General features: G+C 63.8%; 23 protein-coding genes. 14 read left to right on the top strand and 9 right to left on the bottom strand.

Going from position 1 to position 24,656, the window contains the following annotated elements; all coding sequences use genetic code 11:
* The first annotated feature begins 67 nt into the window (after nucleotides 1–67).
* The gene (locus HWE17_RS19820; RefSeq protein ID WP_176389915.1) at nucleotides 68–2,521 is read left to right on the top strand and encodes a penicillin-binding protein 1A; all 2,454 of its coding nucleotides are present in this window, start codon (nucleotides 68–70) and stop codon (nucleotides 2,519–2,521) included.
* 39 nt (nucleotides 2,522–2,560) lie between these two features.
* The gene (locus HWE17_RS19815) at nucleotides 2,561–4,102 is read left to right on the top strand and encodes a cryptochrome/photolyase family protein (protein WP_176389914.1); all 1,542 of its coding nucleotides are present in this window, start codon (nucleotides 2,561–2,563) and stop codon (nucleotides 4,100–4,102) included.
* A gap of 94 nt (nucleotides 4,103–4,196) precedes the next feature.
* Here the strand turns inward: HWE17_RS19815 and HWE17_RS19810 are convergent, their stop codons facing one another.
* Nucleotides 4,197–4,367 carry a hypothetical protein gene (locus HWE17_RS19810; RefSeq protein ID WP_176389913.1) on the bottom strand — a complete coding sequence of 57 codons (171 nt, stop codon included), beginning with the start codon at nucleotides 4,365–4,367 and terminating at the stop codon, nucleotides 4,197–4,199.
* A gap of 533 nt (nucleotides 4,368–4,900) precedes the next feature.
* On the opposite strand from HWE17_RS19810, the gene HWE17_RS19805 reads away from it, so the two are divergent.
* Nucleotides 4,901–5,146: a hypothetical protein gene (locus HWE17_RS19805; protein ID WP_099402167.1), complete on the top strand. Its 246-nt coding sequence runs from the start codon at nucleotides 4,901–4,903 to the stop codon at nucleotides 5,144–5,146.
* Between the two features lie 31 nt (nucleotides 5,147–5,177).
* On the opposite strand, the gene HWE17_RS19800 is transcribed toward HWE17_RS19805, so the two are convergent.
* From HWE17_RS19800 to HWE17_RS19785, 4 genes are all read right to left on the bottom strand, one after another.
* Nucleotides 5,178–5,912 (bottom strand): hypothetical protein, encoded by a 735-nt coding sequence (locus HWE17_RS19800; RefSeq protein WP_176389912.1) that lies wholly within the window; start codon nucleotides 5,910–5,912, stop codon nucleotides 5,178–5,180.
* Complete coding sequence (locus tag HWE17_RS19795; protein ID WP_176389911.1) at nucleotides 5,909–6,475, bottom strand: hypothetical protein; 567 nt, start codon at nucleotides 6,473–6,475, stop codon at nucleotides 5,909–5,911. Before HWE17_RS19795 ends, HWE17_RS19800 begins: the two co-directional genes overlap by 4 nt.
* A gap of 79 nt (nucleotides 6,476–6,554) precedes the next feature.
* Entirely contained in the window at nucleotides 6,555–6,842 is a 288-nt protein-coding gene (locus HWE17_RS19790) for a putative quinol monooxygenase (RefSeq protein ID WP_176389910.1), read from the bottom strand.
* A 93-nt stretch (nucleotides 6,843–6,935) separates the two neighbouring features.
* Entirely contained in the window at nucleotides 6,936–7,508 is a 573-nt protein-coding gene (locus HWE17_RS19785) for an FMN-dependent NADH-azoreductase (RefSeq protein ID WP_176389909.1), read from the bottom strand.
* Nucleotides 7,509–7,670: 162 nt separating this feature from the next.
* On the opposite strand from HWE17_RS19785, the gene HWE17_RS19780 reads away from it, so the two are divergent.
* Entirely contained in the window at nucleotides 7,671–8,066 is a 396-nt protein-coding gene (locus HWE17_RS19780; RefSeq protein ID WP_176389929.1) for a helix-turn-helix domain-containing protein, read from the top strand.
* 6 nt (nucleotides 8,067–8,072) lie between these two features.
* Here the strand turns inward: HWE17_RS19780 and HWE17_RS19775 are convergent, their stop codons facing one another.
* Nucleotides 8,073–9,122 carry an AraC family transcriptional regulator gene (locus tag HWE17_RS19775; protein ID WP_176389908.1) on the bottom strand — a complete coding sequence of 350 codons (1,050 nt, stop codon included), beginning with the start codon at nucleotides 9,120–9,122 and terminating at the stop codon, nucleotides 8,073–8,075.
* A gap of 216 nt (nucleotides 9,123–9,338) precedes the next feature.
* Here HWE17_RS19775 and HWE17_RS19770 point away from each other — a divergent pair, with 216 nt between their 5' ends.
* Nucleotides 9,339–11,348 (top strand): glycoside hydrolase family 3 N-terminal domain-containing protein, encoded by a 2,010-nt coding sequence (locus tag HWE17_RS19770; RefSeq protein ID WP_217916827.1) that lies wholly within the window; start codon nucleotides 9,339–9,341, stop codon nucleotides 11,346–11,348.
* A 7-nt stretch (nucleotides 11,349–11,355) separates the two neighbouring features.
* Here HWE17_RS19770 and HWE17_RS19765 read toward each other — a convergent pair whose 3' ends face one another.
* Nucleotides 11,356–12,474 carry a Gfo/Idh/MocA family protein gene (locus HWE17_RS19765; protein ID WP_176389907.1) on the bottom strand — a complete coding sequence of 373 codons (1,119 nt, stop codon included), beginning with the start codon at nucleotides 12,472–12,474 and terminating at the stop codon, nucleotides 11,356–11,358.
* A 32-nt stretch (nucleotides 12,475–12,506) separates the two neighbouring features.
* Nucleotides 12,507–13,694, bottom strand: a complete 1,188-nt coding sequence (locus tag HWE17_RS19760; RefSeq protein WP_176389906.1) for a phytanoyl-CoA dioxygenase family protein — start codon at nucleotides 13,692–13,694, stop codon at nucleotides 12,507–12,509.
* A gap of 115 nt (nucleotides 13,695–13,809) precedes the next feature.
* On the opposite strand from HWE17_RS19760, the gene HWE17_RS19755 reads away from it, so the two are divergent.
* The 9 genes from HWE17_RS19755 (at nucleotide 13,810) to HWE17_RS19715 (ending at nucleotide 23,893) form a co-directional block, all read left to right on the top strand.
* Complete coding sequence (locus tag HWE17_RS19755; protein ID WP_176389905.1) at nucleotides 13,810–14,859, top strand: LacI family DNA-binding transcriptional regulator; 1,050 nt, start codon at nucleotides 13,810–13,812, stop codon at nucleotides 14,857–14,859.
* Nucleotides 14,860–14,932: 73 nt separating this feature from the next.
* On the top strand, nucleotides 14,933–16,750 hold the full coding sequence (locus HWE17_RS19750; RefSeq protein ID WP_217916826.1) for a DUF885 domain-containing protein: 1,818 nt from the start codon (nucleotides 14,933–14,935) through the stop codon (nucleotides 16,748–16,750).
* Between the two features lie 101 nt (nucleotides 16,751–16,851).
* Nucleotides 16,852–17,307 carry a homoprotocatechuate degradation operon regulator HpaR gene (gene hpaR / locus HWE17_RS19745; protein ID WP_235211677.1) on the top strand — a complete coding sequence of 152 codons (456 nt, stop codon included), beginning with the start codon at nucleotides 16,852–16,854 and terminating at the stop codon, nucleotides 17,305–17,307.
* A 314-nt stretch (nucleotides 17,308–17,621) separates the two neighbouring features.
* A complete protein-coding gene (locus HWE17_RS19740) occupies nucleotides 17,622–18,788 on the top strand; it encodes a porin (protein WP_255206322.1) in 1,167 nt (388 codons plus the stop codon).
* A 28-nt stretch (nucleotides 18,789–18,816) separates the two neighbouring features.
* Nucleotides 18,817–19,332 (top strand): sorbitol dehydrogenase family protein, encoded by a 516-nt coding sequence (locus tag HWE17_RS19735; protein WP_255206321.1) that lies wholly within the window; start codon nucleotides 18,817–18,819, stop codon nucleotides 19,330–19,332.
* Between the two features lie 9 nt (nucleotides 19,333–19,341).
* Nucleotides 19,342–20,952, top strand: coding sequence for a GMC family oxidoreductase (locus tag HWE17_RS19730; RefSeq protein ID WP_176389925.1), 1,611 nt, complete (start codon nucleotides 19,342–19,344; stop codon nucleotides 20,950–20,952).
* Entirely contained in the window at nucleotides 20,949–22,349 is a 1,401-nt protein-coding gene (locus HWE17_RS19725) for a cytochrome c (RefSeq protein WP_176389904.1), read from the top strand. Before HWE17_RS19730 ends, HWE17_RS19725 begins: the two co-directional genes overlap by 4 nt.
* Before the next feature lie 115 nt (nucleotides 22,350–22,464).
* Nucleotides 22,465–22,917 carry an Rrf2 family transcriptional regulator gene (locus HWE17_RS19720; RefSeq protein ID WP_176389903.1) on the top strand — a complete coding sequence of 151 codons (453 nt, stop codon included), beginning with the start codon at nucleotides 22,465–22,467 and terminating at the stop codon, nucleotides 22,915–22,917.
* Nucleotides 22,904–23,893: an NAD(P)/FAD-dependent oxidoreductase gene (locus HWE17_RS19715; protein ID WP_176389902.1), complete on the top strand. Its 990-nt coding sequence runs from the start codon at nucleotides 22,904–22,906 to the stop codon at nucleotides 23,891–23,893. The genes HWE17_RS19720 and HWE17_RS19715 overlap by 14 nt, the downstream gene beginning before the upstream one ends.
* Here HWE17_RS19715 and HWE17_RS19710 read toward each other — a convergent pair.
* Nucleotides 23,821–24,600 (bottom strand): SDR family oxidoreductase, encoded by a 780-nt coding sequence (locus HWE17_RS19710; RefSeq protein WP_176389901.1) that lies wholly within the window; start codon nucleotides 24,598–24,600, stop codon nucleotides 23,821–23,823. The two genes, HWE17_RS19715 and HWE17_RS19710, sit on opposite strands and share 73 nt — an antisense overlap.
* Nucleotides 24,601–24,656 lie beyond the last annotated feature (56 nt).

Below are 24,656 nucleotides of genomic sequence, written 5' to 3'. Positions count from 1 at the left end.
CCCGCTTTGTTGCCCGCCCTATATACTTGCTGAAACGGATTTTCCGGCATCAGACAAGGTTACAAGCATGGCATCAGGCATGGAGCAGTTTCAGGAAAAAGCACGGCAGGCATGGACATGGGCGCGCGCGCAAGCCTTGCGCGTGGCGGGAGTGGCGTGGACAAAGGCGGTGGCGCTGTACCGGCGCGGCCACGCGCACCTGATGACCCTGCCGCCCGTGCGGCGCGCGCTGGTGCTGGGGCTATGGTCTTTCCTGGCCGTGCTGGCGCTGCTGACCGTGTACATGCTGTTGCTGATTCCCCTCACGCCCAGCATCCACGACTTGCGCCAGGCGCGCGCGGCCGCGCCGAGCACCATGGTCAGCGCCGATGGCGAGGAACTGGCCCGCTTCGACCAGGGCTTGCAGGAACGGGTCACCTTGAAGCAGATTTCGCCGAACGTGATCAGCGCCTTGATCTCGACGGAAGACCACCGCTTCTACGACCACCACGGCATCGATTTTACGCGCACGGCGGGCGCCGTCTTGCACACCGCAAGCGGCAATCCCCAGGGCGGTTCCACCATCACGCAGCAACTGGCGCGCAATATGTTCCCCGAGGAAATCGGCCGCTCGCGCAACCTGAACCGCAAGCTGAAGGAGCTGATCACGGCCCTCAAGATCGAGGCCACCTACAGCAAGACGGAAATCCTGGAAGCCTACCTGAATACGGTACCCTTCCTGTACAACACTTACGGCATCGAAATGGCGGCCCGCACCTACTTCGACAAGCCCGCCTCGCGCCTCGACATCCTGGAAAGCGCCACCCTGGTCGGCATGCTCAAAGGCACGAATTACTACAATCCGGTCGGAAATCCCGAACGTTCCCTGCAGCGCCGCAACGTGGTGCTGGGGCAGATGCGCAAGCATGACGTCATCGACGAGGCGCGCTATAAACAGTTGATCAAGCGTCCGCTGCGCCTGCATTTCGAGCGCCAGAGCGAGCGGGCGCAATCGGACAGCCATTTCACGGCCTATGTGCGCAAGTGGCTGATCGAGTGGGCCGACGAGAACGACTACAACCTGGAGCGCGACGGCTTGATTGTGCACACCACGCTCGACCATGACTTGCAACAGGCGGCCGAGCGCGCCGTCGAGCGCCAGGCGAACGCCCTGCAGGCGATCGCCGACGTGGAATGGAGCCGCGCCGGTGTGCCGTCGTCCACCTCGACGGGCATGTACGCGGGCATGCAGGGCGGCAGCGTGGCCTTCGATTATTTCTGGAAATCGCATCCCGGCTTGCTCGACAGCTTCGTGCGCGAGTCGGGCGATTACCGCAAACTGACGACGGCTGGTGGCACGCCGGACGACGCGCTGGCGCAACTGAAAGGTGACCGCGCCTTCATGGCGGCCCTGCGCAAGTCGAAGACGCGCCTGGAAGCGGGCTTTACGGCCATGGACCCGGCCACGGGCGCCGTGCGCGCCTGGGTGGGCAGCCGCGACTTTGCACGCGAACAGTTCGACCACGTGTCGCAGGCGGCGCGCCAGCCCGGCTCGACCTTCAAGCCCATCGTGTATGGCGCGGCGCTGGAAAAGGGTTTAAGTCCCGAGCACGTCTACCGCGATGAAGTGATGGATATCAAGGCGGCCGACGGCACCAAATGGCGCCCGACGGACATGAGCGGCACGACGGGGCGCGACATGACCATGCGCGACGGCCTCGTGTATTCGAAAAACACCATCACGGCGCAAGTGATGCAGGACGTCGGCTTGCCGCCGATCATCAAGCTGGCGCGCGCGCTGGGCATTCGCGACAGCAAGCTGGAAAAAGTGCCGTCGCTGGCGCTGGGCACCAGTCCCGTCACCTTGCTGGAAATGGTCAACGCCTACGCCAGCATCGCGGCCCAGGGCGAGGCGCGCCTGCCGTTTGTCGTCACGCACATCACCGACCGCGAAGGCAAGGTCATCGCCCGCTTCGGCGAAGACAAGCCCAAGCGCGCCATGCAGGAAGCATCGGCTGCCACCCTGACGGACATGATGCGCGGCGTCATCGACCGCGGCACGGGCACGGCCATCCGCAGCCGCTTCGGCATCCGTTCCGACGTGGCCGGCAAGAGCGGCACCACGCAAAACAATGCGGACGGCTGGTTCATCCTGATGCATCCGGAATTGGTGGGCGGCGCCTGGGTCGGTTTCAACGACGCGCGCGTCACCATGCGCAGCAATTACTGGGGCCAGGGCGGCCACAACGCCGTGCTGGTGGTGGGCGACTTCTTCAAGACGGCGCTCGACACGGGAAAACTGTCGCGCGACGCCATCTTCCCTGGCGGCAAGCCACCGCCGCCGCTGCGCCATGTGGAGCCGGTCGACGAGCCCGAGGACGAACCGGTGGAAGAGCCGGGAGATTTGCTGCAAGAGGGCGCGCCGGCCGCGCCGCTGGCCATGCCGCCCGAAGGCGAGGGCGGACAGGAGTCGCATGGCAAGGCGGTGCAAGAGGCGGCGCCTGCGCCTGCTCCCGCGGCGCAGCCGGTGCCGCAAGGATAAGCGCCGCCATGGCGATTTCAACCATTGCAAAGAATAATCATGACCTCACCGAAGCCCACGCTGCGCCTGATACTCGGTGACCAGCTCAATGCACGGCATCGCTGGTTCACCGAGGTCGATGGCGCCACCATCTATGTCTTGATGGAGGTGCGGCAAGAAACCGATTATGTGCTGCATCATGCGCAGAAAATCCTGGCGATCTTCGCTGCCATGCGCGAGCTGGCGCGCCAGTTGCGCCAGCTCGGCCACACCGTGCATTACATCGCCATCGACGACGTGGCAAGCACGCGGTCGATACCGGAGAATATCGAAGCGCTGATACGCCACTATGACGCCGCCGCCTTCGAATACCAGGCGCCCGACGAGTGGCGCCTCGACCAGCAGCTGTACCAGGCCGGGCGCCGTTCGCGCATACCATGGCTGATGGTCGAATGCGACCATTTCTACACGGCCCGCCACGAGGCTGCCGATATTTTCGCCGGACGCAAGCAATGGCTGATGGAGTTTTTCTACCGCCAGATGCGCAGCACGCATCAGGTGCTGATGGAAGACGCGAAAAAGCCCGTCGGCGGCCAGTGGAACTTCGACCACGATAACCGCAAGCCCTGGCGCGGCACGCCCGCCGAGCCGCAGGATCCGCGCACCGTGCATGACCATTCTTTGCTATGGCAAAGCATCGTCGCCGCGGGCGTGAAGAGCTTCGGCGCGCCGCATGCCGACCGGCTGGCGTGGGCGCTGAACCGGGATGAAGCGCTGCAGCAGCTCGATGCCTTCATCGAGCGGGCCTTGCCGCATTTTGGCGACTTTCAGGATGCGATGAGCGTCAAGGCGTGGCGCTTGTTTCATTCCCTGCTGTCGTTCGCGCTGAACGTGAAAATGCTCAACCCGCGCGAAGTCGTCGCCAGGGCGCAAGCGGCTTACCAGGCGGGCCATGCGCCGCTGGCCGCGGTCGAGGGTTTTATACGCCAGATACTGGGATGGCGCGAATATGTGCGCGGCGTGTATTGGGCCCATATGCCTGGGTATGCCGAGGAAAATTTCTTTGGACATGCGCGCCCGCTGCCGGCATGGTTCTGGGATGGCAAGACGAAGATGCATTGTCTGTCGCAGGCGATCACCCAGTCGCTGGACCAGGCCCATGCGCATCACATCCAACGCCTGATGGTGATCGGCAATTTCGCGCTGCTGGCCGGTCTCGACCCTGCCCGGGTGCATGGCTGGTACCTGGGTATTTATATCGATGCCTTCGAGTGGGTGGAACTGCCCAACACCGTCGGCATGAGCCAGTTCGCCGATGGCGGGCTGCTGGCCACCAAGCCGTATGTCTCCAGCGCCGCGTATATCGACCGCATGGGCGATTATTGCAAGGGCTGCCATTACGATAAAAAGGCGCGCATCGGCGAGCGCGCCTGTCCCTTCAATGCCCTGTACTGGGATTTTTTCCATCGCAACGCGGACACATTGGAACGCAATCCCCGCATAGGCATGGCGTATCGCCAGCTGGAGAAGATGGACGAGGCGGCAATCGCCGATTTCAAGGAACAGGCGCGCAAGATGCTGGCAAACCTCGATGCCTTGTAATACCCCTGCTTATGGCAAGGCATTGCGCCTCAAGCCCGCTTCCCGCACGGTGGCAGTCCAACTGGAAAAGTGCCGCGTGGGGCCGGCAGTCTGCTTACCATTTGGGCTCACGTGACCAGCGTAGCACTGTTGCAAGCCCGATCTTCACCGTATAGTCCTCTCCCGTTTCATGCTCCAGCCACAGGATGCCGTCTTCGATGCTGACCCAGGCATCGACTATACGCGTGTCGAACGGCATCGCCGTGTCTTTGATATCAATCTTCATCCTTCCAGACTCAACATTGAGCGACCTTAATACCCGCGTCGTTCGCTGCGTAAACTCGATGACGTATGAAGTGTTTCTTTTTTTTACCATCCGGAATGCTCACCCAAAATGCTTTGAATATCTTTTAAATATTACTATATAAAAATTTTCTCTAGCGCACGAAGGAATCGCTCGTCTGTTAAAAATTTCACTGGGAAATTTATATTATTCTAAATAAAATAAATTCCAGATGGGAATTAATGTTTCTTGTGGTTGGTAAATTATTTCCCAATGGAATATTGATTTTATATTTTTACAATTCCATGCCTGCTGCATTATCTGAGTTGATATAAGTCAATGTTTTTTGTGTATTGATTTTAGAATATATTCTTACTGCTAGGATATGGGGTCAGCAGTGGTTCAGTGAGTGATGTCTGCTTGAAGAAATAAAAAATACTTGGTACTGGAAAAGGATCAATCAAGGCGGTCTGTCGAATTGCGGCAGGCTGAAGCGGGAGCATACGGTGCTTGTTCCATATTTGACATGAATTTACATGGTAAATAAAAATTACATCGGTGACCTCGCGCAGGTGGCGCTTGATCATCCCAGGCGGATCGATGCATTGATGGCACAAAAAATAGATGTGGCGATTATTTTCCAGGAAATGCTTGGCACCGCCGTGGCAGCCAAATATTTGCACACAAATGGCGTGCCGCTATCTGTCGCATTGCGCGTATTGGTATGCGAGCGCAGAAAAGACCCGTCGCCGCCAAAAATGATCGGAATTGAAAAAGGGTAGTTCCATTGCGCCCGTCCAGGCTGCCTGCGTGTCAGACCGTATTGCGCCGCAAGCCCGCTTCCCGCACGAACACTTGCAGCGCCGCCATGGTCTGCTGGTGCAGCGTTTTCAGTTCCGCTCGCAGCGCGGGTGTGATGGCCAGGTTGCCGTTCGCTTCCTTGCGCACTGGCAGGCCCAGTACCTGCGCCATTTCCACCGGGTAATTCGTGAAGTCGCCATACGGCCGCTTGCCGTCCACGGACGGGGTGGGCCAATAGCCTTCGGCCAGGTAGTCTTCCGCCGCCATGCCCAGCATTTCCAGCGACATCCACGACTGTTGCCGCAGCAGTGTCAGATGCCGGGCGGTCAAAGTAAACGGCGCCTTGCCGTTGGCATAGCTGCCTGGCTTCAGGTCGGCCATCTGCACGAAGTGGGGCAGCAGCAGCGCCGCTTCCATCAGGCGCTGCGCGGCCAGCGCCGCATCCTTGCTGGCGATGGCCTGCATGGCCAGTTGCAGGGTGTCGCCCTTGCCCAGCGGGTAGGCCGGATTGAGCATGGGCGCGCCGCTTTCCACGGGCGACCAGCCGATGTTGAAGCGCCGTATCAGCGCCAGATGCTGCACATTGAGTATTTTCGGCAGCGGAGCGTCGAGGGTGGCCAGGATGCGCTGATGCACCGCGCTGGGCAGGTCCTTGTCTGCCGCGCGCACGAGCACGGGCGAACACAGCAGGACACCGGCGAGGCGCAGCAGCTGGCGCCGCAGGGGCTGGATCAGGCGCGGCATCATGGTGCCGTCAAGTCCTGGCGCTGGAACTCGATGCGGTTTTCCTGGTAGTCCCACTTGGTGTAGGGCCCGAACACGCGCCGGTTTTCCTTGCTGTCGGCATTCGACAGTTCGCGCTTCATGCGGCGTACCAAAGCGGGATCCGTGAGCGGCGCCGTCGTGGCGGCGAATACGTCGTGCCGCACGCTCTGTTTGGCGTCGGCGCCGCGCGAGATGATGGTGAGCTTGCGTGAGGCGGGATCGAAGTACACGCGCATGGCGAATGTATTCATGTCCTGCAGATACAGGCCGTCGTCGCGCTGCTGGGCATAGAAATAATCGCCGCAGACTGCCTTCGGCTCGCGTTTCCACTCGCAGGACAGGGCGATCAGCAGGTGCCGCTCGTCGAGTTGCTTGACCGAAATGCGTCCTTTGGAGTAACCCCAGGTGCTGGCCGGCACGGTTGCCGACGAGGCCAGATTGTATTCGCCTACCAGCTTGGTCAGGGGAGCTTGCGCCGAGGCGCAAGCGCACAGCGTCAGGGCGGCGGCCGCAAGGGCGCCTTGTATCTTGGAAAATGGAGTCATGATGGCCATAAAGAAAAGTTGCCATATTATAGATGGCAACTTGCCAAGATGGCCGCGCGCTTGCGCGGCGCGCCGGCCGTTACTTCAGCTTGCTCAATTCCGCGATGTCGATGTTGACTACCTTGTCGCCCACGGCAGCGACCAGCGTCTTGAAGTGCGGTGTCGCTTCATGCCCCGTGTGGGCGGCCTTGTCGGTCCATTCCTCCAGCATGATGAAGCGCGTGGGTATCTTGTTGTCGAGGTGCAGTTCGTAGCGCAGGCAGCCGCTTTCCGCGCGGCTCGGCGGCACGAGGGCTTCCAGAGCGGCGCGCACGGCGTCGATATGTTGGGCTTGGGCATCGATGGTGGCGACGATGATCAGGGTCATGGAGGTCCTTGTGGTTGGGGTGCCAGCAGCTTAGCGCATCTGGCGCTTCCTTGCCGGCTGCGCCGCGACGGCTTGCGGCGCAGCCGGCACTCCTTACGCGGCTTGCAGCGCGCCGATCTGCTCGAAGGCCCCCGCCAAGGCTTGCTCTCTGGCTGCGTCGCTGACCTTGACGCCTTCGGCGCGCACGATCTCGATTTGCGTGACGCCGAGGAAACCGAGGAAGGCGCGCAGATGGCTTTCCTGGTGTTCCAGGGCCGCCATCGGCGTGTCGGCGCCGTAATAGCCGCCGCGCGTCGAGGCGATGATCACGCGCTTGCTGCCCAACAAACCTTCGGGGCCGTTGGCGCCGTACTGGAAGGTTTTGCCGGGGACGGCCAGCGCATCGAGCCACGATTTGAGCTGGCTGGGGATGGCGAAGTTGTACATGGGCGCGCCGATGACGATGACGTCGGCGGCCAGCACTTGCTCGAGCGCGCCGGCCAGCACTGCGCCGTCGGCGGCGCTGGGGGCTGCCGTAAATTGCGGCAACGGTTGCGCGGCCAGGTCATGATACTGGACGGTGGCGCCGGGCGCGGCCGCTTGCAGGCGGGCGACGATGGCGGCGGACAATTGGCGGCTGAGCGAATGCTCGCCGAGGATGCTCGAATCGATGTGCAGGATGTTCATGTGTGCCTTCTTGGGTGGTATGATCGGGTGGTATGTTTTTGTAATCGAGTTAAATATAGTGACTATCAAATTAACGCACAAGAAGGCACTTTTTCCACACTGGGGCACACGGATGTGACTATGGGCGACGCCGCCGCGCAAGGAGCGGAGCTGGAACGGCGCATGCGCGACGAGGGCGGCCATGCGGGCGTGGCCGCTTCCTGCCGCCCGATCACGGATATCCTCACGCGCGTGGGCGACAAATGGAGCGTGATGGTGGTGATATTGCTCGGCAATGGCACCAAGCGCTTCAACGAGATGCGCCGCCTGATCGGCGGCATCTCGCAGCGCATGCTGACGTTGACCCTGCGCGGGCTGGAACGCGACGGCCTGGTCACGCGCACCGTATTTCCCACCGTGCCGCCGCGCGTCGACTATGCCCTGACGGACCTGGGCCGCTCGCTATTGATCCCCATCAGCGCGCTGGGCGCCTGGGCGCATGGCCACCGCGACGCCATCGATACGGCGCGGCTGGTGTTTGATGCCAAAAGCGCCGCTCAAGCGCCATCAGGCGACTAGCTCGGTTCAAACGGCGGTATTGGCACTTTGCATGTCGTGCCGGTAGCGCGCTGGCGGCAGTTCGAACTGGGTCTTGAAAAAGCGGGTGAACGCGCTTTGCGAGGAAAATCCCAGGCGTTCGCCGATTTCCACCACGCTCAGACTCGTTTCGCGCAGCAAACGGCGCGATTCGCGGCTCTTGGCGCGCAGTTCCAGGGCGCGGAACGAAGTCTGTTCCTGCTGCAGTTGGCGCTGCAAGGTCCAGCGGTTCATCGCCAGGCCGTCGCACAGGGCCGGCAGCAGCGAGGCGCTGTCGGCATCCCCGGCGCCTTGCCGGCCCAGCAGATCGATGATGGCTTGCTCCACGCGGGCCGAAAACAGCTGCGCGCCCTGCAGCTGCTGCAATTGCCCCTGCGCGTGCCGCAGCGCGTGCGGCGCCAGCATGGCGTTGAACTGGGCGAAGGGCCGGTCCAGCGCCGGTGCGTCAAACGTCAAGGTATTGCGCGCCTGGCCAAAGGTGGCGGCGGCGCCGAAGCACTCGGAAATGGCCGGCGCGAACCATGGCGCCTTGCCCTGGAAGCCGGCACGAAAGGCGGTGGGCGCGCCATCGTCGTAGGCGCGCGCCACCAGCGACAGCATGCGGAAATTGGCCAGCGCCTGCATGGCGCCTCCTAGTGAACAGAATTCGGACAGGTATTCGATCTCGATGCGCGTGCCATTTTCACTCATCAGCATGAAGTCGAATTCGCCGATCAGGCCCCGCAAGTGCAGCAGCTCGTGCAGCGCGCTGCGCAGGGTGGGGCGGTTGAAGCAAACGTGGGCGATGCCCGAGTAATGCGCGAACCAGTGCGTCACGTCGAGGTCGAGAATGGCCCGGTGCTGCGGCAGCTGCTGCGCGTAAGCGGTCATGCGGCGGTGCCGCTCGGCATTGATGCGCCCGCCAGGTTCCGTGAGTTGCGCCGGCGTGATGCCGGTCTGCCGGAAGAAATCGGCGGGATCGTGGCCATCGGCCTGCATGGCGCGCGCGCATTGCTGCGCGATCCGGTTCGAAACCGTGCGCGTATCGGGTTTGTGCAAGGCTGTCTCCTGCTTATTCTGCTTGTTGTAGTAATTTTTCACAAATATTAGCACTTTGTAGGAAATTGTTGGTTGTTGTGCCATCTAACCAAAAATTGTTCTCGCGGGTATAAAGCGCGTGTTGCGCGGTCAAGAAACTCACGCATTCTCACGCTATATTGATTTCGGGCTGGCCCTGATGCCACCCGGATACCTACAAAAACAGTCTTGGAGATAATGATGAATTGCACTTTGAAACCGATGGCCCGCCTGGTCGCCGGCTGCGTCGCCACGCTTGCCCTGGCCGCCTGCGGCAACGACACTGTCAGCGAGGAATACAAGCAGCCCGTGTTCGGCGCCACCACCTACGCCCAGCTCAAGGCCGACGGCTATGCCTTCAAGGACATGAACCGCAACGGCAAGATTGACCCGTACGAAGACTGGCGCCTGTCGGCCGAGGCGCGTGCGGACGACCTGCTGTCGCGCATGAGCCTTGATGAAAAAGCGGGCCTGATGATGCACGGCACGGCGCCCACCGTGGCCGACCCCACCGGCATCGGCCAGGGCGGCGCGTATGATTTGACGGCCCTGCAAGACCTGATCGTCAAGCAGTACGTCAACACCTTCATCACGCGCATGGCGGGCGATGCGGCCAATATGGCGGCCCAGTACAACAAGGTGCAGGCTCTGAGCGAAACGTCGCGCCACGGCATTCCCGTGTCCATCAGCACGGACCCGCGCCACCATTTCCAGTACACGGTGGGCGCCAGCGCCGGCACCAAGGGATTCTCGCAATGGCCTGAAACCCTGGGCCTGGCCGCCATCGGCGACGATGCGCTGGTGCGCCGCTTCGGCGACATCGCGCGCCAGGAATACCTGGCCGTCGGCATCACGCAGGCGCTGTCGCCGCAGGCGGATCTGGCCACCGAGCCGCGCTGGTCGCGCATCAACGGCACCTTTGGCGAAGATGCGGACCTGGCCAAGCGCATGGTGCAGCACTATATCGAAGGCTTCCAGGATGGGAACACGGGCCTGCATGACGGCAGCGTGGTGGCCGTCGTCAAGCACTGGGTCGGCTACGGCGCCACGAAAGAGGGCTACGATGGCCACAATTACTATGGCCGTTACATGACTTACCCGGGCAACAACTTCGCCTACCACGTCAAACCGTTCGAAGGCGCCTTCACGGCCAAGGCGGCATCCGTCATGCCGACCTACGCTCTGCCGGACGGCAATATCACCATCGACGGCATCACCCTGGAACAGGTGGCGGCCGGCTTCAGCAAGACCATGCTGACGGATCTGCTGCGCGGCAAATACGGCTTCGAAGGCGTGATCCTGTCCGACTGGGGCATCACGTCCGACTGCGACGCCAACTGCCGCAATGGCACGGCGCCCGGCGTCGCGCCTTCCTTCATGGGCTTCGGCACGCCGTGGGGCATGGAAGACGCCACCAAGGCCGAGCGTTATGTGAAAGCCGTGACGGCGGGGATGGACCAGTTTGGCGGCGTGACGGAAGCGCCATACCTGACGCAAGCCGTGCAGCGCGGCCAGTTGACAGAAGCGCGCATCAATGCGTCGGCGCGGCGCATTCTGATCCAGAAATTCAAGCAGGGCCTGTTCGAACATCCGTTTGTCGATGCGGCCAAGGCGGCCACCACGGTGGGCAAGGCGGACTTCATCGAGGCAGGCCTGGAAGCCCAGCGCCGCTCGCTCGTCCTGCTGGAAAACAAGGACAAGGTCTTGCCGCTGGCGGCCACCGTCAAGAAAGTCTACCTGTACGGAATCGACGCGGCCGTGGCCAAGCAGTATGGCTATACGGTGGTCGCCACGCCGCAGGAAGCGGACGTGGCCCTGCTGCGCGTGGCCGCGCCGTATGAAATCCTGCACCCGAACTACATCTTCGGCAGCATGCAGCATGAAGGGCGCCTGAACTATGTCGACGGCGACGCCGACTACGAGGCGATCAAGAACGCGGCCAAATACGCGCCGAAGACGGTAGTGACGGTGTACCTGGACCGCCCGGCCATCCTCGGCAACGTGCAGGACAAGGCCAGCGCCATCCTCGCCAACTTCGGCGTCAGCGACGGCGCGCTGTTCGATGTCTTGACGGGCAAGGCCAAGCCGCAAGGCAAGCTGCCGTTCGAACTGCCGTCGTCGATGGCCGAAGTGCAGGTGCAGAAGTCGGACGTGCCGTATGACACGGCCCATCCGCTGTACAAGTTCGGTGACGGCCTGGCGTACTAAACGCCGTTTAACGTACGGTAATCCAGCTGCGCTCCTGCACGGAGCGCAGCGCCGCGGCTATCAGCCGGTCCACCTCGTAGCCATCGCGGAAGGTGGGCCAGACCGGCTGGCCGCCGGCGATGGCCTGCAGAAAATCGCGCGCTTCGATGACGATCTGCTCGTTGTAGCCCGTGCCGTGCCCGGCGCCCTGGCTGAACGCCAGGTAGTCGGGGTGGGCGGGTCCCATCAGCAGGCGCTGGAAACCCTGACGCTGCGCGGGGCGGCCGGCATCGTACAGCCATAGTGCATTCTGCTCTTCCTGGTCGAAGGCGAGCGCACCTTTCGTCCCCGTGATGCGATAGGTGTAACCCATCTTGCGCCCGGCCGCCACGCGGCTGAAGGTCAGGGCGCCCAGCGCGCCGCTGGCAAAGCGCAGCATCACATTCCCCTGGTCGTCATTCTCCACCGCTTCCATGCCAGCCGGACCTTGCCGCTGCGCGTGCACGGTATTCATGTCGGCCACCAGCGAGTCGACGGGGCCGCCCAGGCGCAGGGCCAGGTTGAGCAGGTGCGAGCCCACGTCGGCCAGCGCGCCGGCGCGCGTTGCCGTCGCTTCCCGCGTGCGCCACGAGGCGGGAGCGTGCGGGTCGTGCAGGTAGTCTTCCACGTGTTCGGCGGCGACGTGGATGATCTCGCCGATTTCGCCTGATTCGATGATGTGGCGCGCCAGCTGGCTGGCCGGCGTGCGGATGTAGTTATAGCCCACCATGTTGGCCACGCCCGCCGCTTCCGCCGCCTGCGCCAGCAGCAGGGATTCGGCGGCTGTCATGCCCAGCGGCTTTTCGCAAAATACGGGTTTGCCCAGGGCCAGCGCCGCCAGCACGATGTCCTTGTGCGTGGCCGGCGGCGTGGCGACGATGATGGCGTCGATGGCGGGATCGGTCACCAGTGCGCGCCAGTCGCCCGTGGAGCGGTTCCAGCCCAGTTCCTGCGCGCTGCGGGCGGCGCCTTCCGCGCTGCTGGTGCTGATGCATTCGCATACGGGGTTCAAGGCCGTGTGAAAAATGCTGCGCACGGTCTTGTAGGCGATGGTGTGGGCCTTGCCCATGTAGCCGGCGCCGATCAGGCCGATGTTGATGTCTTGCATAGGGAGTCTCCGAGGTTGTCGCGGTAGGGGATTCAGGCTTGCTGGCGCCAGGCCTGGCTGTCCAGCGCGTCGAGGAAGCGGGCGGCGGGCCAGTCTTGCGCCAGCGCGTCGTGCATGAGCTGCTGCTGCGTGGGCGGCGCCATGCCGGCTATGGGCTGGTCGCGGTCAAGGTTGCTGGGGAAGGCATAGCCCTCGGCGCAGGCGGCAATCGCATGAACAATGCCGTCGGCGGACAGTGCCCCCTGGTCGCGCAGCACCTGCAGTGCCGGATACAGCGCTGCGCTCATGGCGCGGCGGTCCAGCGCTTCCATGGCGCGCCCGAATGGCGACGACACTTGCAGTAAATTCGCCATGCGGCGGATGTCGGGCGAGCGGTTATGGCCCGCCGCATGAAACAGGGCGGGGTTGAAAAAGACGGCGTCGCCTTGTGACAGCGGCAGCTGCACGCAATGCTGCGCAAAATAATCGCGGAAAGGCCGCTGCTGCCAGGCGAGAAAGCCGGGCCGGTAGCGCTGCGAATAGGGCAGGTACAGGGTGGGGCCGGATACCAGCGGCATGTCGCAATGGGCGACGGCGCCCTGCAAGGTCAGGAGGGCCGACATCTGGTGCACGGGCGCGGGGTAGGCTGCGCAGCTGGCGGCGCTCTGGAAGCCCAGGTGATAGTCGCGGTGCGGCGCCTGGGCCGCACCGCCCGGGTTGACGACGTTCACTTGCGCCGTCATCTGGTAGGCGGGACCGAGCCAGGCCTCGGCGATCCACGCGAAGACGGGATTGCTGTAATAGCGGGCGAACGCCTCGGGCGCGCGCAGACACAGTTTTTGCTGGGCGTTCCAGATGCGGTCATTCGCGCCCGGTTTGGCGAAATGGTCGCCGCCCGCCTGGCCGCCGGCATGCTGCTCGTCGATCAGCGCGCGAAACACGCCGCTCACCTGTTCCAGGGTAGCCATGTCGTCGACGGCGCGCTGGAGCACGATGACGCCCGGACCATCCATCAGCGCCTTGCCCCATTCTGCCTGCAGCCCGCGCAGCGACGCAGCACTGGCGGCCAGCGCGCGTACCTGGTCGCAGTCGTAGACGAGAATATTTGCATCGACAGAGGCGGCGTGGGGATAGTCGGCCAGCGCCGTACCTTGGCTGACGGTGCGGATGAAATCATCGAGCCGGCAGTCTTGCGGCGACAGCCAGAAGGGGGCGGGCGGCGCGGCGTCTTGGGTGGTCATGCGGTGTCTCCTGAGTTTTACGTTGTAGAATCAGTATAGGGATGAAAATCCGCATTTTTCATCAGGAAATCCATCAAAAAACCATCAATAAACGATCAATTACCATGGACATGGCATGACGCATCCGTTTCCCGTCAAGGTCGTGGCGCTGCAGGCCGGCGTCAGCGTGGCCACCGTCGACCGCGTGATCAAGCAGCGCGGCGGCGTGCATGCCAATACGGTGCGCCGCGTGATGCAGGCGCTCGACGAGCTGGCGCGGCAAAGCACGCAGGTGGGTCTGTCCGGCAGAAAATTCATGCTTGACGTGCTGATGGTGGCGCCGCGCCGTTTTACGGACGCCGTGCGCGCCGCACTCGAATCGGAGCTGCCGTCCTTGCACCCGGCCGTGCTGCGCTCGCGCTTTCACCTGCATGAAACCCTGGAAGTGGAGGGCATCGTTGAACTGCTCGAACGCATCCGCAAGAACGGCAGCCACGGCGTGCTGCTGAAAGCACCGGACTTGCCGCCCGTGGCCGAGGCGGTCAACCGGCTGGCGGCGGCCGGCATTCCCGTGGTGACCCTGGTGACGGATTTGCCCGCTTCCGCGCGCCGCAGCTATGTGGGCATGGATAACCGCGCGGCGGGCGAGACTGCCGCCTGCCTGATCGGCCAGTGGCTGGGGGCGGGCCAGCGGCCAAGGAAACAGCAAGTGCTGGTGACCCTGAGCAGCAACCGCTTTCACGGCGAGGAAGAGCGCGAGATCGGCTTTCGCCGCGCGCTGCGCGAACGGCACCGCCATTTGGGTATCGTCGAAGTGAGCGAAGGCCACGGCATCGACGGCGCCACGGGCGCGCTGGTGCGGCAAGCCCTGGCCGGTCATGCGGACATCGCCGCCGTGTATTCGATTGGCGGCGGCAATGCCGCCATCGTGCAGGCATTCGCGCAGGCGGGCCGGCCTTGCCAGGTCTTCATCGGCCACGACCTGGACGCGGACAACGTGGCACTGCTCAAGTCGGGCGCCATCCACGCCGTGCTGCACCATGACCTGGGCCAGGACATGCGCCGCGCCTGCCAAGAGGTGCTGCGGGCGCAGGGCGCGCTGCCGGTCCTGTCGCAAGCGCCGCCATTGTCCGTCATCCAGATCGTCACGCCGTGGAACCTGCCGGCCCTGAACGGCCTGAATTGACAGGCATGCGAGGCTGGCCGATACTCGCCGATTCGCTCATCGCTCATCGCTCACCTCAGGAAGGAATCCCCCGATGTCCGTCACTGCGCAATTGTGCAAGACCGTGCTGGCAGCCGCACTTTCCATCGTATTTGCCATGCCCGCCATGGCCGCCGCTCCTGCCATTCCCGCAGTTGCAGGCGCTTCATCGGCCTGGGTCGAGGCCAGCAACCGCAACGCGGCCATCGTGCTGGCGGCGCAGGCGCAGTTTTCGCCCGAAGACGCCTCCGACACGGGGCTGTCCCAGTACGATGGCCTGGCTGCCGACCTGGGGCCGAACATCACCGAGCGCCATGTGGCGGCCATGCAAAAGGCGCGCGCGCAATTGCAGCAAAAGCTGGAACTGGAACGCGACGAGCGCATACGCCAGGACCTGGAAATCCTGATCGGCGCCGTCGACCAGGAAATCATGGGCACCCAGCTGGAAGCCAAATACACCCTGCCGTGGGTCGATGTGCCGCAAATGGTCTTTGGCAGCATGCAAAGCCTGCTGCAGGAGCAGCGTCCGGCCGCGCGCCGCGCCAAGGCGCTCGAACGCCTGCGGCGCTACGTGGGCCAGTTCCCGGGCAGCACGCCGATCACGGCGCAGGCCAAGGCGCGTTTCACGGAAAAAATCGGCCAGCCTGGCCTGGCGGGACCCGTGCGCCTGCAGGTGGAGCAGTCGCTGGAAAACGTGCCGACGTATATCGCCGGCATCCGCAAGCTGTTCGCCGACATGAAAATCACTGGCACCGAAGCTGCGCTGGCGGCCATGGAGCAGCAGCTGAACGAGTATGCGGCGTGGGAAAAGCAAGTGGTGCTGCCCCTGTCGCGCACAGATTTCCGCATGGCGCCCGAGCTGTATGCATTCCGCCTGAAGCAGGTGGGCATCGATATCGAGCCGCGCGCGCTGATCGAACGGGCGCAAGTGGCCTACCTGGAAACGCGCGCCGCCATGCAGGCGCTGGCGCCCGTCGTGGCGTCGAAACTGTCGCTGAAGGGCGTGGACGGCAGTGACTACCGCCAGGTGCTGCGCGCGCTGAAAAGCGATTCGATTCCCAACGAGCGGCTCGAAGCGCACTACAAGGGCGTCAATACGCAGCTGGAACAGCGCATCGCCCAGCAGCGCGTGGTCGATATTCCTGCGCGCGCCATGACCATGCGCCTGGCGTCCGCCGCAGAATCGGCGGCCCACCCGGCGCCGCATATGCGTCCGCCTCCGCTGATCGGCAATACGGGAGAACACGGCCAGTTCGTCCTGCCCGTCAGCAATCCGGCCGCCAGCGGCAAGGGCGAAGCGTATGACGATTTCAATTTCGCGGGCGCCGCCTGGACCCTGAGCGCGCACGAGGGCCGCCCTGGCCACGAGCTGCAGTTCAGCGCCATGGTGGAGCGCGGCGTGTCGCAGGCGCGCAGCCTGTACGCGTTCAACAGCGTCAACGTGGAAGGCTGGGCCCTGTACGCGGAAGCGGAGATGATTCCCTACGAGCCGGCTGAAGGCCAGTTCATCGCGCTGCAATTTCGCATGCTGCGCGCGGCGCGCGCCATGCTCGACCCGATGCTGAACCTGGGACAAGTCACGCGCGAAGAGGCGGGCCGTATCCTGACGGATGAAGTGATGCTGTCGAAACCGATGGCGCGCCAGGAGCTTGACCGCTACACCTTCAACATGCCGGGCCAGGCGGGCAGCTATTTCTATGGCTATACGCGCATCCTGCAGCTGCGCGCGGAAACGGAGCTGGCGCTGGGCGAGAAATTCGACCGCCTGGCCTTCAACAACTTCCTGCTGGGGCAGGGATTGCTGCCGCCGGACTTGCTGGCCAAGGCCGTGCGCGAACACTTCATCTCGGAGCAGAGAAAAGCCAAAAGCTGACGCCATGGCATGGGAGCGGCAGGGAAGGGGAATTTTGCCGCTATTGTCTTCGGGCGGGTCGTATAATGCCCCTCATTTGCCGGCCATCCAAGGAGTTCCGCTTGCAGTCACCGATCCGTTATCCGAACATGCCGCAACTGCTGCTGAAGGCCCGCGACAGCCTGCTCCAGCATTTCCGCCCCATCCTCAATCACTTCGGCGTGACGGAGCAGCAGTGGCGCATCATGCGCGCGCTCAATGAAAGCCCGACGCTGGAGCCGCGCGAGCTGTGCGAGATCTGCCAGATTTCCAGCCCCAGCATGAGCGGGATCCTGGCGCGCATGGAAGAAATCGGCTTGATCGGGCGCAGCAAGTTCGAAGGCGACCAGCGCCGCCGCAAGGTGCACCTGTCCGAAGCGGGCGCCAGTTTGCTGATGCAAATGGGTAAGCTCATCGACCTGCAGTATGCGCACCTGGAAGCGGCCTACGGCAAGCAGGTGTTCGAAGACATGCGCCGCGCCCTGGAAGCCTTTATTGCCCTTGAAACCCTGCCGGTGGCGCCCGCCATCCTGCGCTGACCTTTCCATTCCCCCGTTTTTCCGCCTGCCTGACCCTCCACCGGGCGCGTGTTTTTCGACACGCGCCGCCGCTGCTTTCCGCATGCCTGCCGCCGTCATTTCCGCACATTGCGGGGCACGCGGCCGCGCGCTTGCCGGTTTTGCTATAAGACTACGCCCTACAGTCAATCACTTACATGTGAGTAAATAAGCGTATAATTTGCCTCACTTGATCCAAATCAAGAAGAACAGCGGACGCCCGTATCAATGGATGGGGCGGCAACGCGGCGCCACGCCCGTATTTCGCCAGATAAAACAGGAAAGTCAGGAAAAAAATGAACACACCATGCATGCGCGCTGCGGCGCTGGCCGTCTCCACGCTCATCGGCGCAAACGTTTGCGCCCAAAGCAATGTCACCATTTACGGCGTCGTCGATGCGGCCACCGCCTACGCCAGCAACCAGGGCGGCAAGTCGACTACCTACATGCGCAGCGGTAACTTGTCTGCCAGCAAGATCGGTTTCCAGGGCGTGGAAGACCTGGGCGGCGACCTGAAGGCGCTGTTCCTGCTGGAAAACGGTTTTGAAAGCGACACGGGCGCCATGAGTTCCGCCGGCACCCTGTTCAACCGCCAGGCTTACGTGGGTTTGCAATCGTCAGCCTACGGCAGCGTGACGGCCGGGCGCCAGTACACCCCGTACTACCTGCTGGTGGGTTCTTTGGCGTCGAGCAACGTCCTGACGGGTGCCACCGGTGCCCACCCGGGCGATATCGACGGCCTCGATACGACCGTGCGCATCAGCAATTCCGTCACCTACAGCATGCCGGCATGGCGCGGTCTGCAGGCCAGCGCGCAGTACGGTTTTGGCGAAGCGTCTGATGGCAATGCCGTGGGCAGCAGCTTCAGCGCCGCCGTCAAATACAGCACCGCGCCAGCCGAATTCGCACTCGGCTACCTGAAGCTGAAAAATGGACAGAATGGCGCTGGCTGGAGCGACAAGGCCTCGGGCAGCTTCGGCATTTCCGCCCTCAACCAGGGCTACGCCTCGGCCGAGAGCGTACAGTTCATCGCCGCCAGCGCGCGCTACACCATGGGCAAGTGGATGGTGGGCGCCAACGCCAGCAACGTGCAATACCAGGCCGGTACCCGCTCGGCCTTCCGCGACACGGCCATTTTCAACACGGCCGGCCTGATCTCGAGCTATCAGCTGACGCCGCAGTGGTTCCTGTCCGCAGGCTATAGCGACACCTTCGCCAGCCACGCCAACGGCATCGCCGACCGCGCGCGCTACCGCCAGCTGTCGTTCGAGCAGAACTACGCACTGTCGAAGCGCACGGCGATTTACCTGATCGAAGCGCGCCAGCTGGCACGCGGCCAGACCCTGGGCCAGGATGGCGCCATCGTCAACGCCGTGGCCTCGGTCGGCGATTCGCAAAACGGCACGCCGTCGTCGAACGGCGGCCAGACGGTCGTCATGATCGGTCTCAAGCATTCTTTCTGAACGGTTGCTGAACTCACGGGAGCTTCAATTGGACGCTACATATAACAAGGAGGGCCGCGGCCCCCTGAATCCCGGCCGCCGCATGGTGCTGGCCGGCTTGCTGTCGGTGTCTGCCGCGGCGCTGATTCCCTGGGCGCTGGCCGAGCCGGTCGCCAATGCGGAAGAGGGCGCTTTCCTGGCCGTATCCGCCGTGCTGGTGGGCCGCCAGGCACTCGATCCGGATCTGGCCCAGCGCCTGTACAAGGCGCTGGTGGCGCAGGATGCCGCCTTTCCCGCGCACGTGCGCACCCTGCTGGCGCTGATCAACGCGCAAGGACTGAAGAGCGCAGGCATGCAAGCCGCGCTCGATGCGGCGCAGTCGCCGGTGGCCGCCTTGCCGCGCCAGATCGCCAGCGCCTGGTACCTGGGCATCGTCGGCACGGGCGAGGCGGCGGTTTGCGTCGCTTATGAAGAAGCGCTGAACGCAGCCGTCGTCGCCGATGTGCTGGTCCCCCCTTCGTATTCCTACGGCGCCTACGGCAGCTGGGCCAGAAAACCAATTTAAGGAGCCATGATGGCTGAACAATACACTGCCGATTACATCGTGATCGGCTCCGGCATGATCGGCTCCCTGGTCGCGCGCAAGCTCGCGCTGGCCGGCGCCAAGGTGCAGATACTGGAAGCGGGACCGCGCGTGACGCGCGGCGAAATCGTCGGCCGCTTTCGCAATTCCACGCGCCGCAGCGACTTGATGTCGCCGTACCCGTCGGTGCCGACCGCGCCGCACCCGATTTACCAGCCCAAGGACAGCGGCTACCTGGTGCAGGCCGGTCCGTATCCGTACCCGGCCGAATACATCCGCCAGTTTGGCGGCACCTCGTGGCACTGGGCCGCGCAAGCGTGGCGCAACGTGCCGAACGACTTCCGCATCCATACCCTGTATGGCGTGGGCGTCGACTGGCCGATCAGCTATGCAGACCTGGAGCCGTTCTACCAGGAAGCGGAAGACATCATGGGCGTCTCGGGCGCCGACAATACGGGTTCGCCGCGCAAGCAGGCCTTCCCGATGGAACCCGTGACGGAACCGTTTGCCATGCGCCGCATCCGCGAGCGCCTCGACCCCGTCTACAAGGTGGTCGGCAATACGGTGGCGCGCAACAGCGTCAGCTACGATGGCCGTCCGGCCTGCTGCGGCAACAACAGCTGCCAGCCGATCTGCCCCATCGACGCGCAATACCACGGCGGCATCGCCGCGCTGCAGGCCGAGGAGGCCGGCGTCCAAATCCTGTGCAATGCCAACGTCTACAAGCTGGAACACGACGCGCAGGGCCGCATCACGGCCGCGCTGTACTACGACGTCGACAAGAAAAGCCACCGCGTGACGGCCAAGACGTTTGTTTTGGCCGCCAACGGCATCGAAAGCCCGCGCCTGCTGTTGCTGTCCGCCTCGGAAAAGTATCCGAACGGCCTGGCCAACAGCAGCGACATGGTGGGCCGCAATCTGATGGACCACCCGAGCACTTCGCTCACCTTCGACGCCGATGAAGACCTGTGGCTGGGCCGTGGTCCGCAAAGCCCCAACTCGATCAACACTATGCGCGATGGCGACTTCCGCAGCCAGCATTCGCCGTATCGCCTCGATTTCACGAACATCTCGAGAGTCGACGGCGCCACCAAGGATCTGATCAGCAAGGGCGTGTTCGGCGAAGAATTCGAACAGCAGCTGCGTTTCCGCTCGGCGCGCGAAATGAGCTTGAAGACGGTGCTCGAAGTGCTGCCAAATCCTGAAAACCGCATTACGCTGAGCGAAGAAAAGGACAGCATGGGCATTCCCAAGCCGCAGGCGCATTACGCGATCGACGAGTACACGAAGCGCGGCCACGAGCGGGCGAAGCAGGATTTCGAACGCATCGCCAAGCTGATGGGCGGCACCAATCTGCGCCACAGCAAAGAAGGCGTATTTGCCAACAACCAGCACATCTGCGGCACCTTGTCGATGGGTTCCGACCCGGCCAAGGCCGTGTGCGACCAGTGGGGCCGCACGTTCGACCACGCCAACCTGTTCCTGTGCAGCACCGGCGTGCTGCCCACGTCCGGCACCTGCAATTCGACGGAAAACGGCCTGGCCGTGGCGCTGCGCACCGTCAAGCACATCCTCGACGAACAACAGGGAGGCACGGCATGATGGCGACCTTCAGAACGGCGGCCGGCGCCGCCTTGCTGTCCCTCGCGGCCTTGCCGGTGCTGGCGGCGCAAGCGCCCGGCGCTGACGTGCAATCGATCGAACGTGGCCGCTACCTGGCCACGGCGGGCGACTGCATCGCCTGCCATAGCGTGCCTGGCGGCAAACCGATGGCGGGCGGCCTGGCCCTGGCCACGCCGCTGGGGGCCATCGTCGCCACCAACATCACGCCGTCAAAAACGCATGGCATCGGGAACTACACCTTGGCGCAGTTTTCCGCCGCCGTGCGCCATGGCGTGCGTGCCGACGGCGCGCACCTGTATCCGGCCATGCCCTACACGGCCTACGCCAAGGTGACGGACGACGACACGGCCGCCCTGTACACCTACTTCATGCATGGCGTGGAGGCGGTGGACACGGCGCCTTCGCAAAAGACGGACTTGCCGTTCCCTTTCAATATCCGTCTGTCGATGGCGGGCTGGAACCTGCTCTTCCTCGATAAAAAACCGTTCGTGGCCGATGCGTCGAAAAGCATGGAGTGGAACCGCGGCGCCTATCTGGCGCAGGGCCTGGCCCACTGCAGCACCTGCCACACGCCGCGCAATGCGCTGATGGCAGAGCAGCTGTCGCAGGACCTGGGCGGCGCGGACCTGGGCACGTGGTACGCGCCGAACATCACGTCGGACGTCAACAGCGGCGTGGGCGGCTGGAGCCAGCAGGAACTGGCCGGCTACCTGCGCACGGGCCGCGCAGCCAGCAAGGCGCAGGCGGCGGGACCGATGGCCGAAGCCATCGACCATAGCCTGAAGCACCTGAGCGACGCGGACCTGAACGCCATCGCGCACTATATCAAGAGCGTGCCCGCCATCCGCGACAAGGCGGACGTGAAACCGGTGACGCAATGGGGCCAGCCCGGCAATGAGCTGGGCGCGATCCGCGGCGTGCCGCTGCCGCAAGACTTGAACAGGATGTCGGGCGCGCAGCTGTACGATGCGCAGTGCGCCAGCTGCCACCATGCCAGGGGCGAGGGCAGTGCCGATGGCTCCTTGCCACCCCTGTTCCACAATTCGGTGACGGGTCGCAGCAACAGCAATAACCTGGTGATGGCGATACTCGATGGCGTGGAGCGTCAGGATGGTGGCAGTGGACACCTGATGCCCGCCTTCCGCCAGACCCTGTCGGACGAGCAGATCGTCACCCTCGGCAATTACGTGCAGCAGATGTACGGCAACCCCGCTGTCAAGGTCACGCCGCAGCAGGTGACGACCCTGCGCAATGGTGGCGCGCCGTCCAACCTGATCGGCCTGGCCCGCGCGGGCATCATCGTCGGCGTGCTGGTGCTGCTGGGCTTGCTGCTGTGGTGGCGCGGACGGCGACGCAAAGAAACATCAGCAGTGTAAAAATACACCCTGAAGCAAAGGCTGGGGTCAGATCCGACAGGGTCTGATCCCTTTTTTTGCACGGGATTTTGCAACCTGTTTGCATCTGAGAAAATTATGTACTATCATTAGTTACATGAGACGCGACAGCAAACTATCATCGATCCTCCATGTGCTGCTGCACATGGCCCATGCGGGACGCCCGATGACGTCCGAAGAACTCTCCGGCTACCTGGACACCAACCCCGTGCTGGTGCGGCGCGTGATGGCCGGCTTGCGCGAGCGCGGCTACGTGGCGTCCGTCAAGGGGCATGGCGGCGGCTGGCGCATCGTCTGCGACCTGCACAAGGTGACCCTGCAAGACATCTACGTGGCCGTGGGTTCGCCCACCATCTTCGCCATGGGCAACCGCGTCGACCAGCCTGGCTGCCTGGTCGAGCAAGTGGTCAACCAGTCGCTGGCCGGCGCCTTCGATGAAGCCGAGGCGCTGCTGATCCAGCGCTTTGGCGCCGTCACCCTGGCCGACCTGGCCGACCGTTTCAGCCAACAATACGCCACCCACAAAGGAGCACCACATGCACATTCCTGAATCGCCTGGCATCCCGTTCGATGCCATCATCGTCGGCGGCAGCTACGCGGGCCTGTCCGCCGCCACGCAACTGGCGCGCGCCCGCCGCCGCGTCCTGGTGATCGATGGCGGCCAGCGCCGTAACCGCTACGCCAGCCATTCCCACGGTTTCCTGACCCAGGACGGCAGCGGCACGGCCGCCATCGCGGCCGAGGGCAAGGGGCAACTGATGGCGTATGCCAGCGTCACCTGGCTGGATGGCATGGCCGTGCAAGCGGCGGCCAACGGCGATGGCGACGGCTTCGACGTGACCCTGGCGGACGGTCGTCGAGTGCACGGCCGCCGCCTGGTGCTGGCCACCGGCGTGATCGACGAACTGCCGCCGGTTGCTGGTCTGGCCGAGCGCTGGGGCGGCAGCGTCTTTCACTGCCCGTACTGCCATGGCTATGAACTGGAGCAGGGCGCCATCGGCGTGCTGGCCACCGGCCCCCTGTCCATGCACCACGCCCTGATGCTGCCCGACTGGGGCACGGTGACTTTTTTCCTGAATGGCGCGTTCGAGCCCGATGCGGCGCAGCTGGCGCAACTCGATGCGCGCGGCGTCAAGCTGGTGCGCACGCCCGTAGCACGGATCGACGGCGTGGCTGACGTGGTCATGGCCGACGGCAGCCGCCACGCGATGGCCGGCCTGTTCGTGGCGACCCGCACCCGCCTGGCCAGTTCCCTGGCCGGCGAATTGGGCTGCGCGCTGGAAGAGGGGCCCATGGGACCGTTCGTGCGCACCGACGAGCAAAAGGCCAGCAGCGTGCCTGGCGTGTTTTGTTGCGGCGATGCGGGCCGCATGGCGGGCAGCGTGGCGTTTGCGGTGGCCGATGGCGCCATGGCGGGCGTGGCGGCGCACCGCTCGCTGATGTTCGGACTCGATCAGGCGGCAAAACCGCCATCGATCTTCAGCCCGGCGCCCGTGACGAACGCCGCTTCCGCGCTGGCCAGGTAAGCCACCATGCCGGCGATTTCATCGGCCGTGCCGTGGCGGGGCAGGGCCATCAGGCCGTGCATCAGGTCGGCGAAGTCGCCCGTCGGCGGGTTCATGTCCGTGGCGACGGGGCCCGGTTCCACGTTGTTGATGGTGATGCCGCGCGGACCCAGGTCGCGCGACAGGCCTTGCGTCAGGCCGCTCAGCGCCGATTTGCTCATGGCATAGGCAGCCGCGCCGCCGAACGGCATGCGGTGCGCATTCGTGCTGCCGATGTTGATGATGCGCCCGCCCGTTTGCATGTGCGCCACGGCCGCCTTGATGGCGACGAACACGGCGCGCACGTTGACGTTCAAGGTCTTGTCAAAGTCTGCCAGCGAAAAGTCGTCGATGGCGCCGGGCAGGAACACGCCCGCATTGTTGACGAGTATATCGACACGGCCGAACTGCGCCGCCACCTTGGCGATGGCGGCCGTCAGGGCGCTGGCGTCGGCCGCATCGGCTTGCACGCCCAGGGCCTTGCCGCCGCTTGCCTCCACTTTGGCGGCCAGCGCCTGCGCTTCGGCGGCGGAGCTTTGATAGGTGAAGACGACGTTGGCGCCCTGGCTGGCAAGGCGGCGCACGATGGCGGCGCCGATCCCGCGCGAGCCGCCCGTCACAAAGGCGATCTTGTCTTGCAGTGGCAAGGTGGTGCTGCTGCTGGTGCTGATGGTGGCTGGGGTTTGCATGATGTGCTTTCTGTGTGAGGAGTCGAGGAATTCAGTATCTGCCTTTCATTCCTGTC

Source organism: Janthinobacterium sp. BJB401 (assembly GCF_013372745.1).
In the GTDB taxonomy this organism is placed as follows: domain Bacteria; phylum Pseudomonadota; class Gammaproteobacteria; order Burkholderiales; family Burkholderiaceae_D; genus Janthinobacterium; species Janthinobacterium rivuli.
The sequence above is the reverse complement of the archived record's forward strand: the minus strand, read 5'-3'. Positions and strand labels throughout refer to the sequence as shown.

What these genes read in the sequence shown, in the direction of transcription:
- HWE17_RS19810 (WP_176389913.1), bottom strand. Translation starts at nt 4,367, where the DNA reads ATGAAGATTGATATCAAAGACACGGCGATGCCGTTCGACACGCGTATA.
- HWE17_RS19760 (WP_176389906.1), bottom strand. Translation starts at nt 13,694, where the DNA reads ATGACCACCCAAGACGCCGCGCCGCCCGCCCCCTTCTGGCTGTCGCCG.
- HWE17_RS19740 (WP_255206322.1), top strand. Translation starts at nt 17,622, where the DNA reads ATGAACACACCATGCATGCGCGCTGCGGCGCTGGCCGTCTCCACGCTC.
- HWE17_RS19725 (WP_176389904.1), top strand. Translation starts at nt 20,949, where the DNA reads ATGATGGCGACCTTCAGAACGGCGGCCGGCGCCGCCTTGCTGTCCCTC.
- HWE17_RS19815 (WP_176389914.1), top strand. Translation starts at nt 2,561, where the DNA reads ATGACCTCACCGAAGCCCACGCTGCGCCTGATACTCGGTGACCAGCTC.
- HWE17_RS19715 (WP_176389902.1), top strand. Translation starts at nt 22,904, where the DNA reads ATGCACATTCCTGAATCGCCTGGCATCCCGTTCGATGCCATCATCGTC.
- HWE17_RS19710 (WP_176389901.1), bottom strand. Translation starts at nt 24,600, where the DNA reads ATGCAAACCCCAGCCACCATCAGCACCAGCAGCAGCACCACCTTGCCA.
- HWE17_RS19770 (WP_217916827.1), top strand. Translation starts at nt 9,339, where the DNA reads ATGATGAATTGCACTTTGAAACCGATGGCCCGCCTGGTCGCCGGCTGC.
- HWE17_RS19820 (WP_176389915.1), top strand. Translation starts at nt 68, where the DNA reads ATGGCATCAGGCATGGAGCAGTTTCAGGAAAAAGCACGGCAGGCATGG.
- HWE17_RS19730 (WP_176389925.1), top strand. Translation starts at nt 19,342, where the DNA reads ATGGCTGAACAATACACTGCCGATTACATCGTGATCGGCTCCGGCATG.
- HWE17_RS19785 (WP_176389909.1), bottom strand. Translation starts at nt 7,508, where the DNA reads ATGAACATCCTGCACATCGATTCGAGCATCCTCGGCGAGCATTCGCTC.
- HWE17_RS19800 (WP_176389912.1), bottom strand. Translation starts at nt 5,912, where the DNA reads ATGATGCCGCGCCTGATCCAGCCCCTGCGGCGCCAGCTGCTGCGCCTC.
- HWE17_RS19790 (WP_176389910.1), bottom strand. Translation starts at nt 6,842, where the DNA reads ATGACCCTGATCATCGTCGCCACCATCGATGCCCAAGCCCAACATATC.
- HWE17_RS19750 (WP_217916826.1), top strand. Translation starts at nt 14,933, where the DNA reads ATGTCCGTCACTGCGCAATTGTGCAAGACCGTGCTGGCAGCCGCACTT.
- HWE17_RS19805 (WP_099402167.1), top strand. Translation starts at nt 4,901, where the DNA reads ATGGTAAATAAAAATTACATCGGTGACCTCGCGCAGGTGGCGCTTGAT.
- HWE17_RS19765 (WP_176389907.1), bottom strand. Translation starts at nt 12,474, where the DNA reads ATGCAAGACATCAACATCGGCCTGATCGGCGCCGGCTACATGGGCAAG.
- HWE17_RS19795 (WP_176389911.1), bottom strand. Translation starts at nt 6,475, where the DNA reads ATGACTCCATTTTCCAAGATACAAGGCGCCCTTGCGGCCGCCGCCCTG.
- HWE17_RS19780 (WP_176389929.1), top strand. Translation starts at nt 7,671, where the DNA reads ATGCGCGACGAGGGCGGCCATGCGGGCGTGGCCGCTTCCTGCCGCCCG.
- HWE17_RS19720 (WP_176389903.1), top strand. Translation starts at nt 22,465, where the DNA reads ATGAGACGCGACAGCAAACTATCATCGATCCTCCATGTGCTGCTGCAC.
- HWE17_RS19755 (WP_176389905.1), top strand. Translation starts at nt 13,810, where the DNA reads ATGACGCATCCGTTTCCCGTCAAGGTCGTGGCGCTGCAGGCCGGCGTC.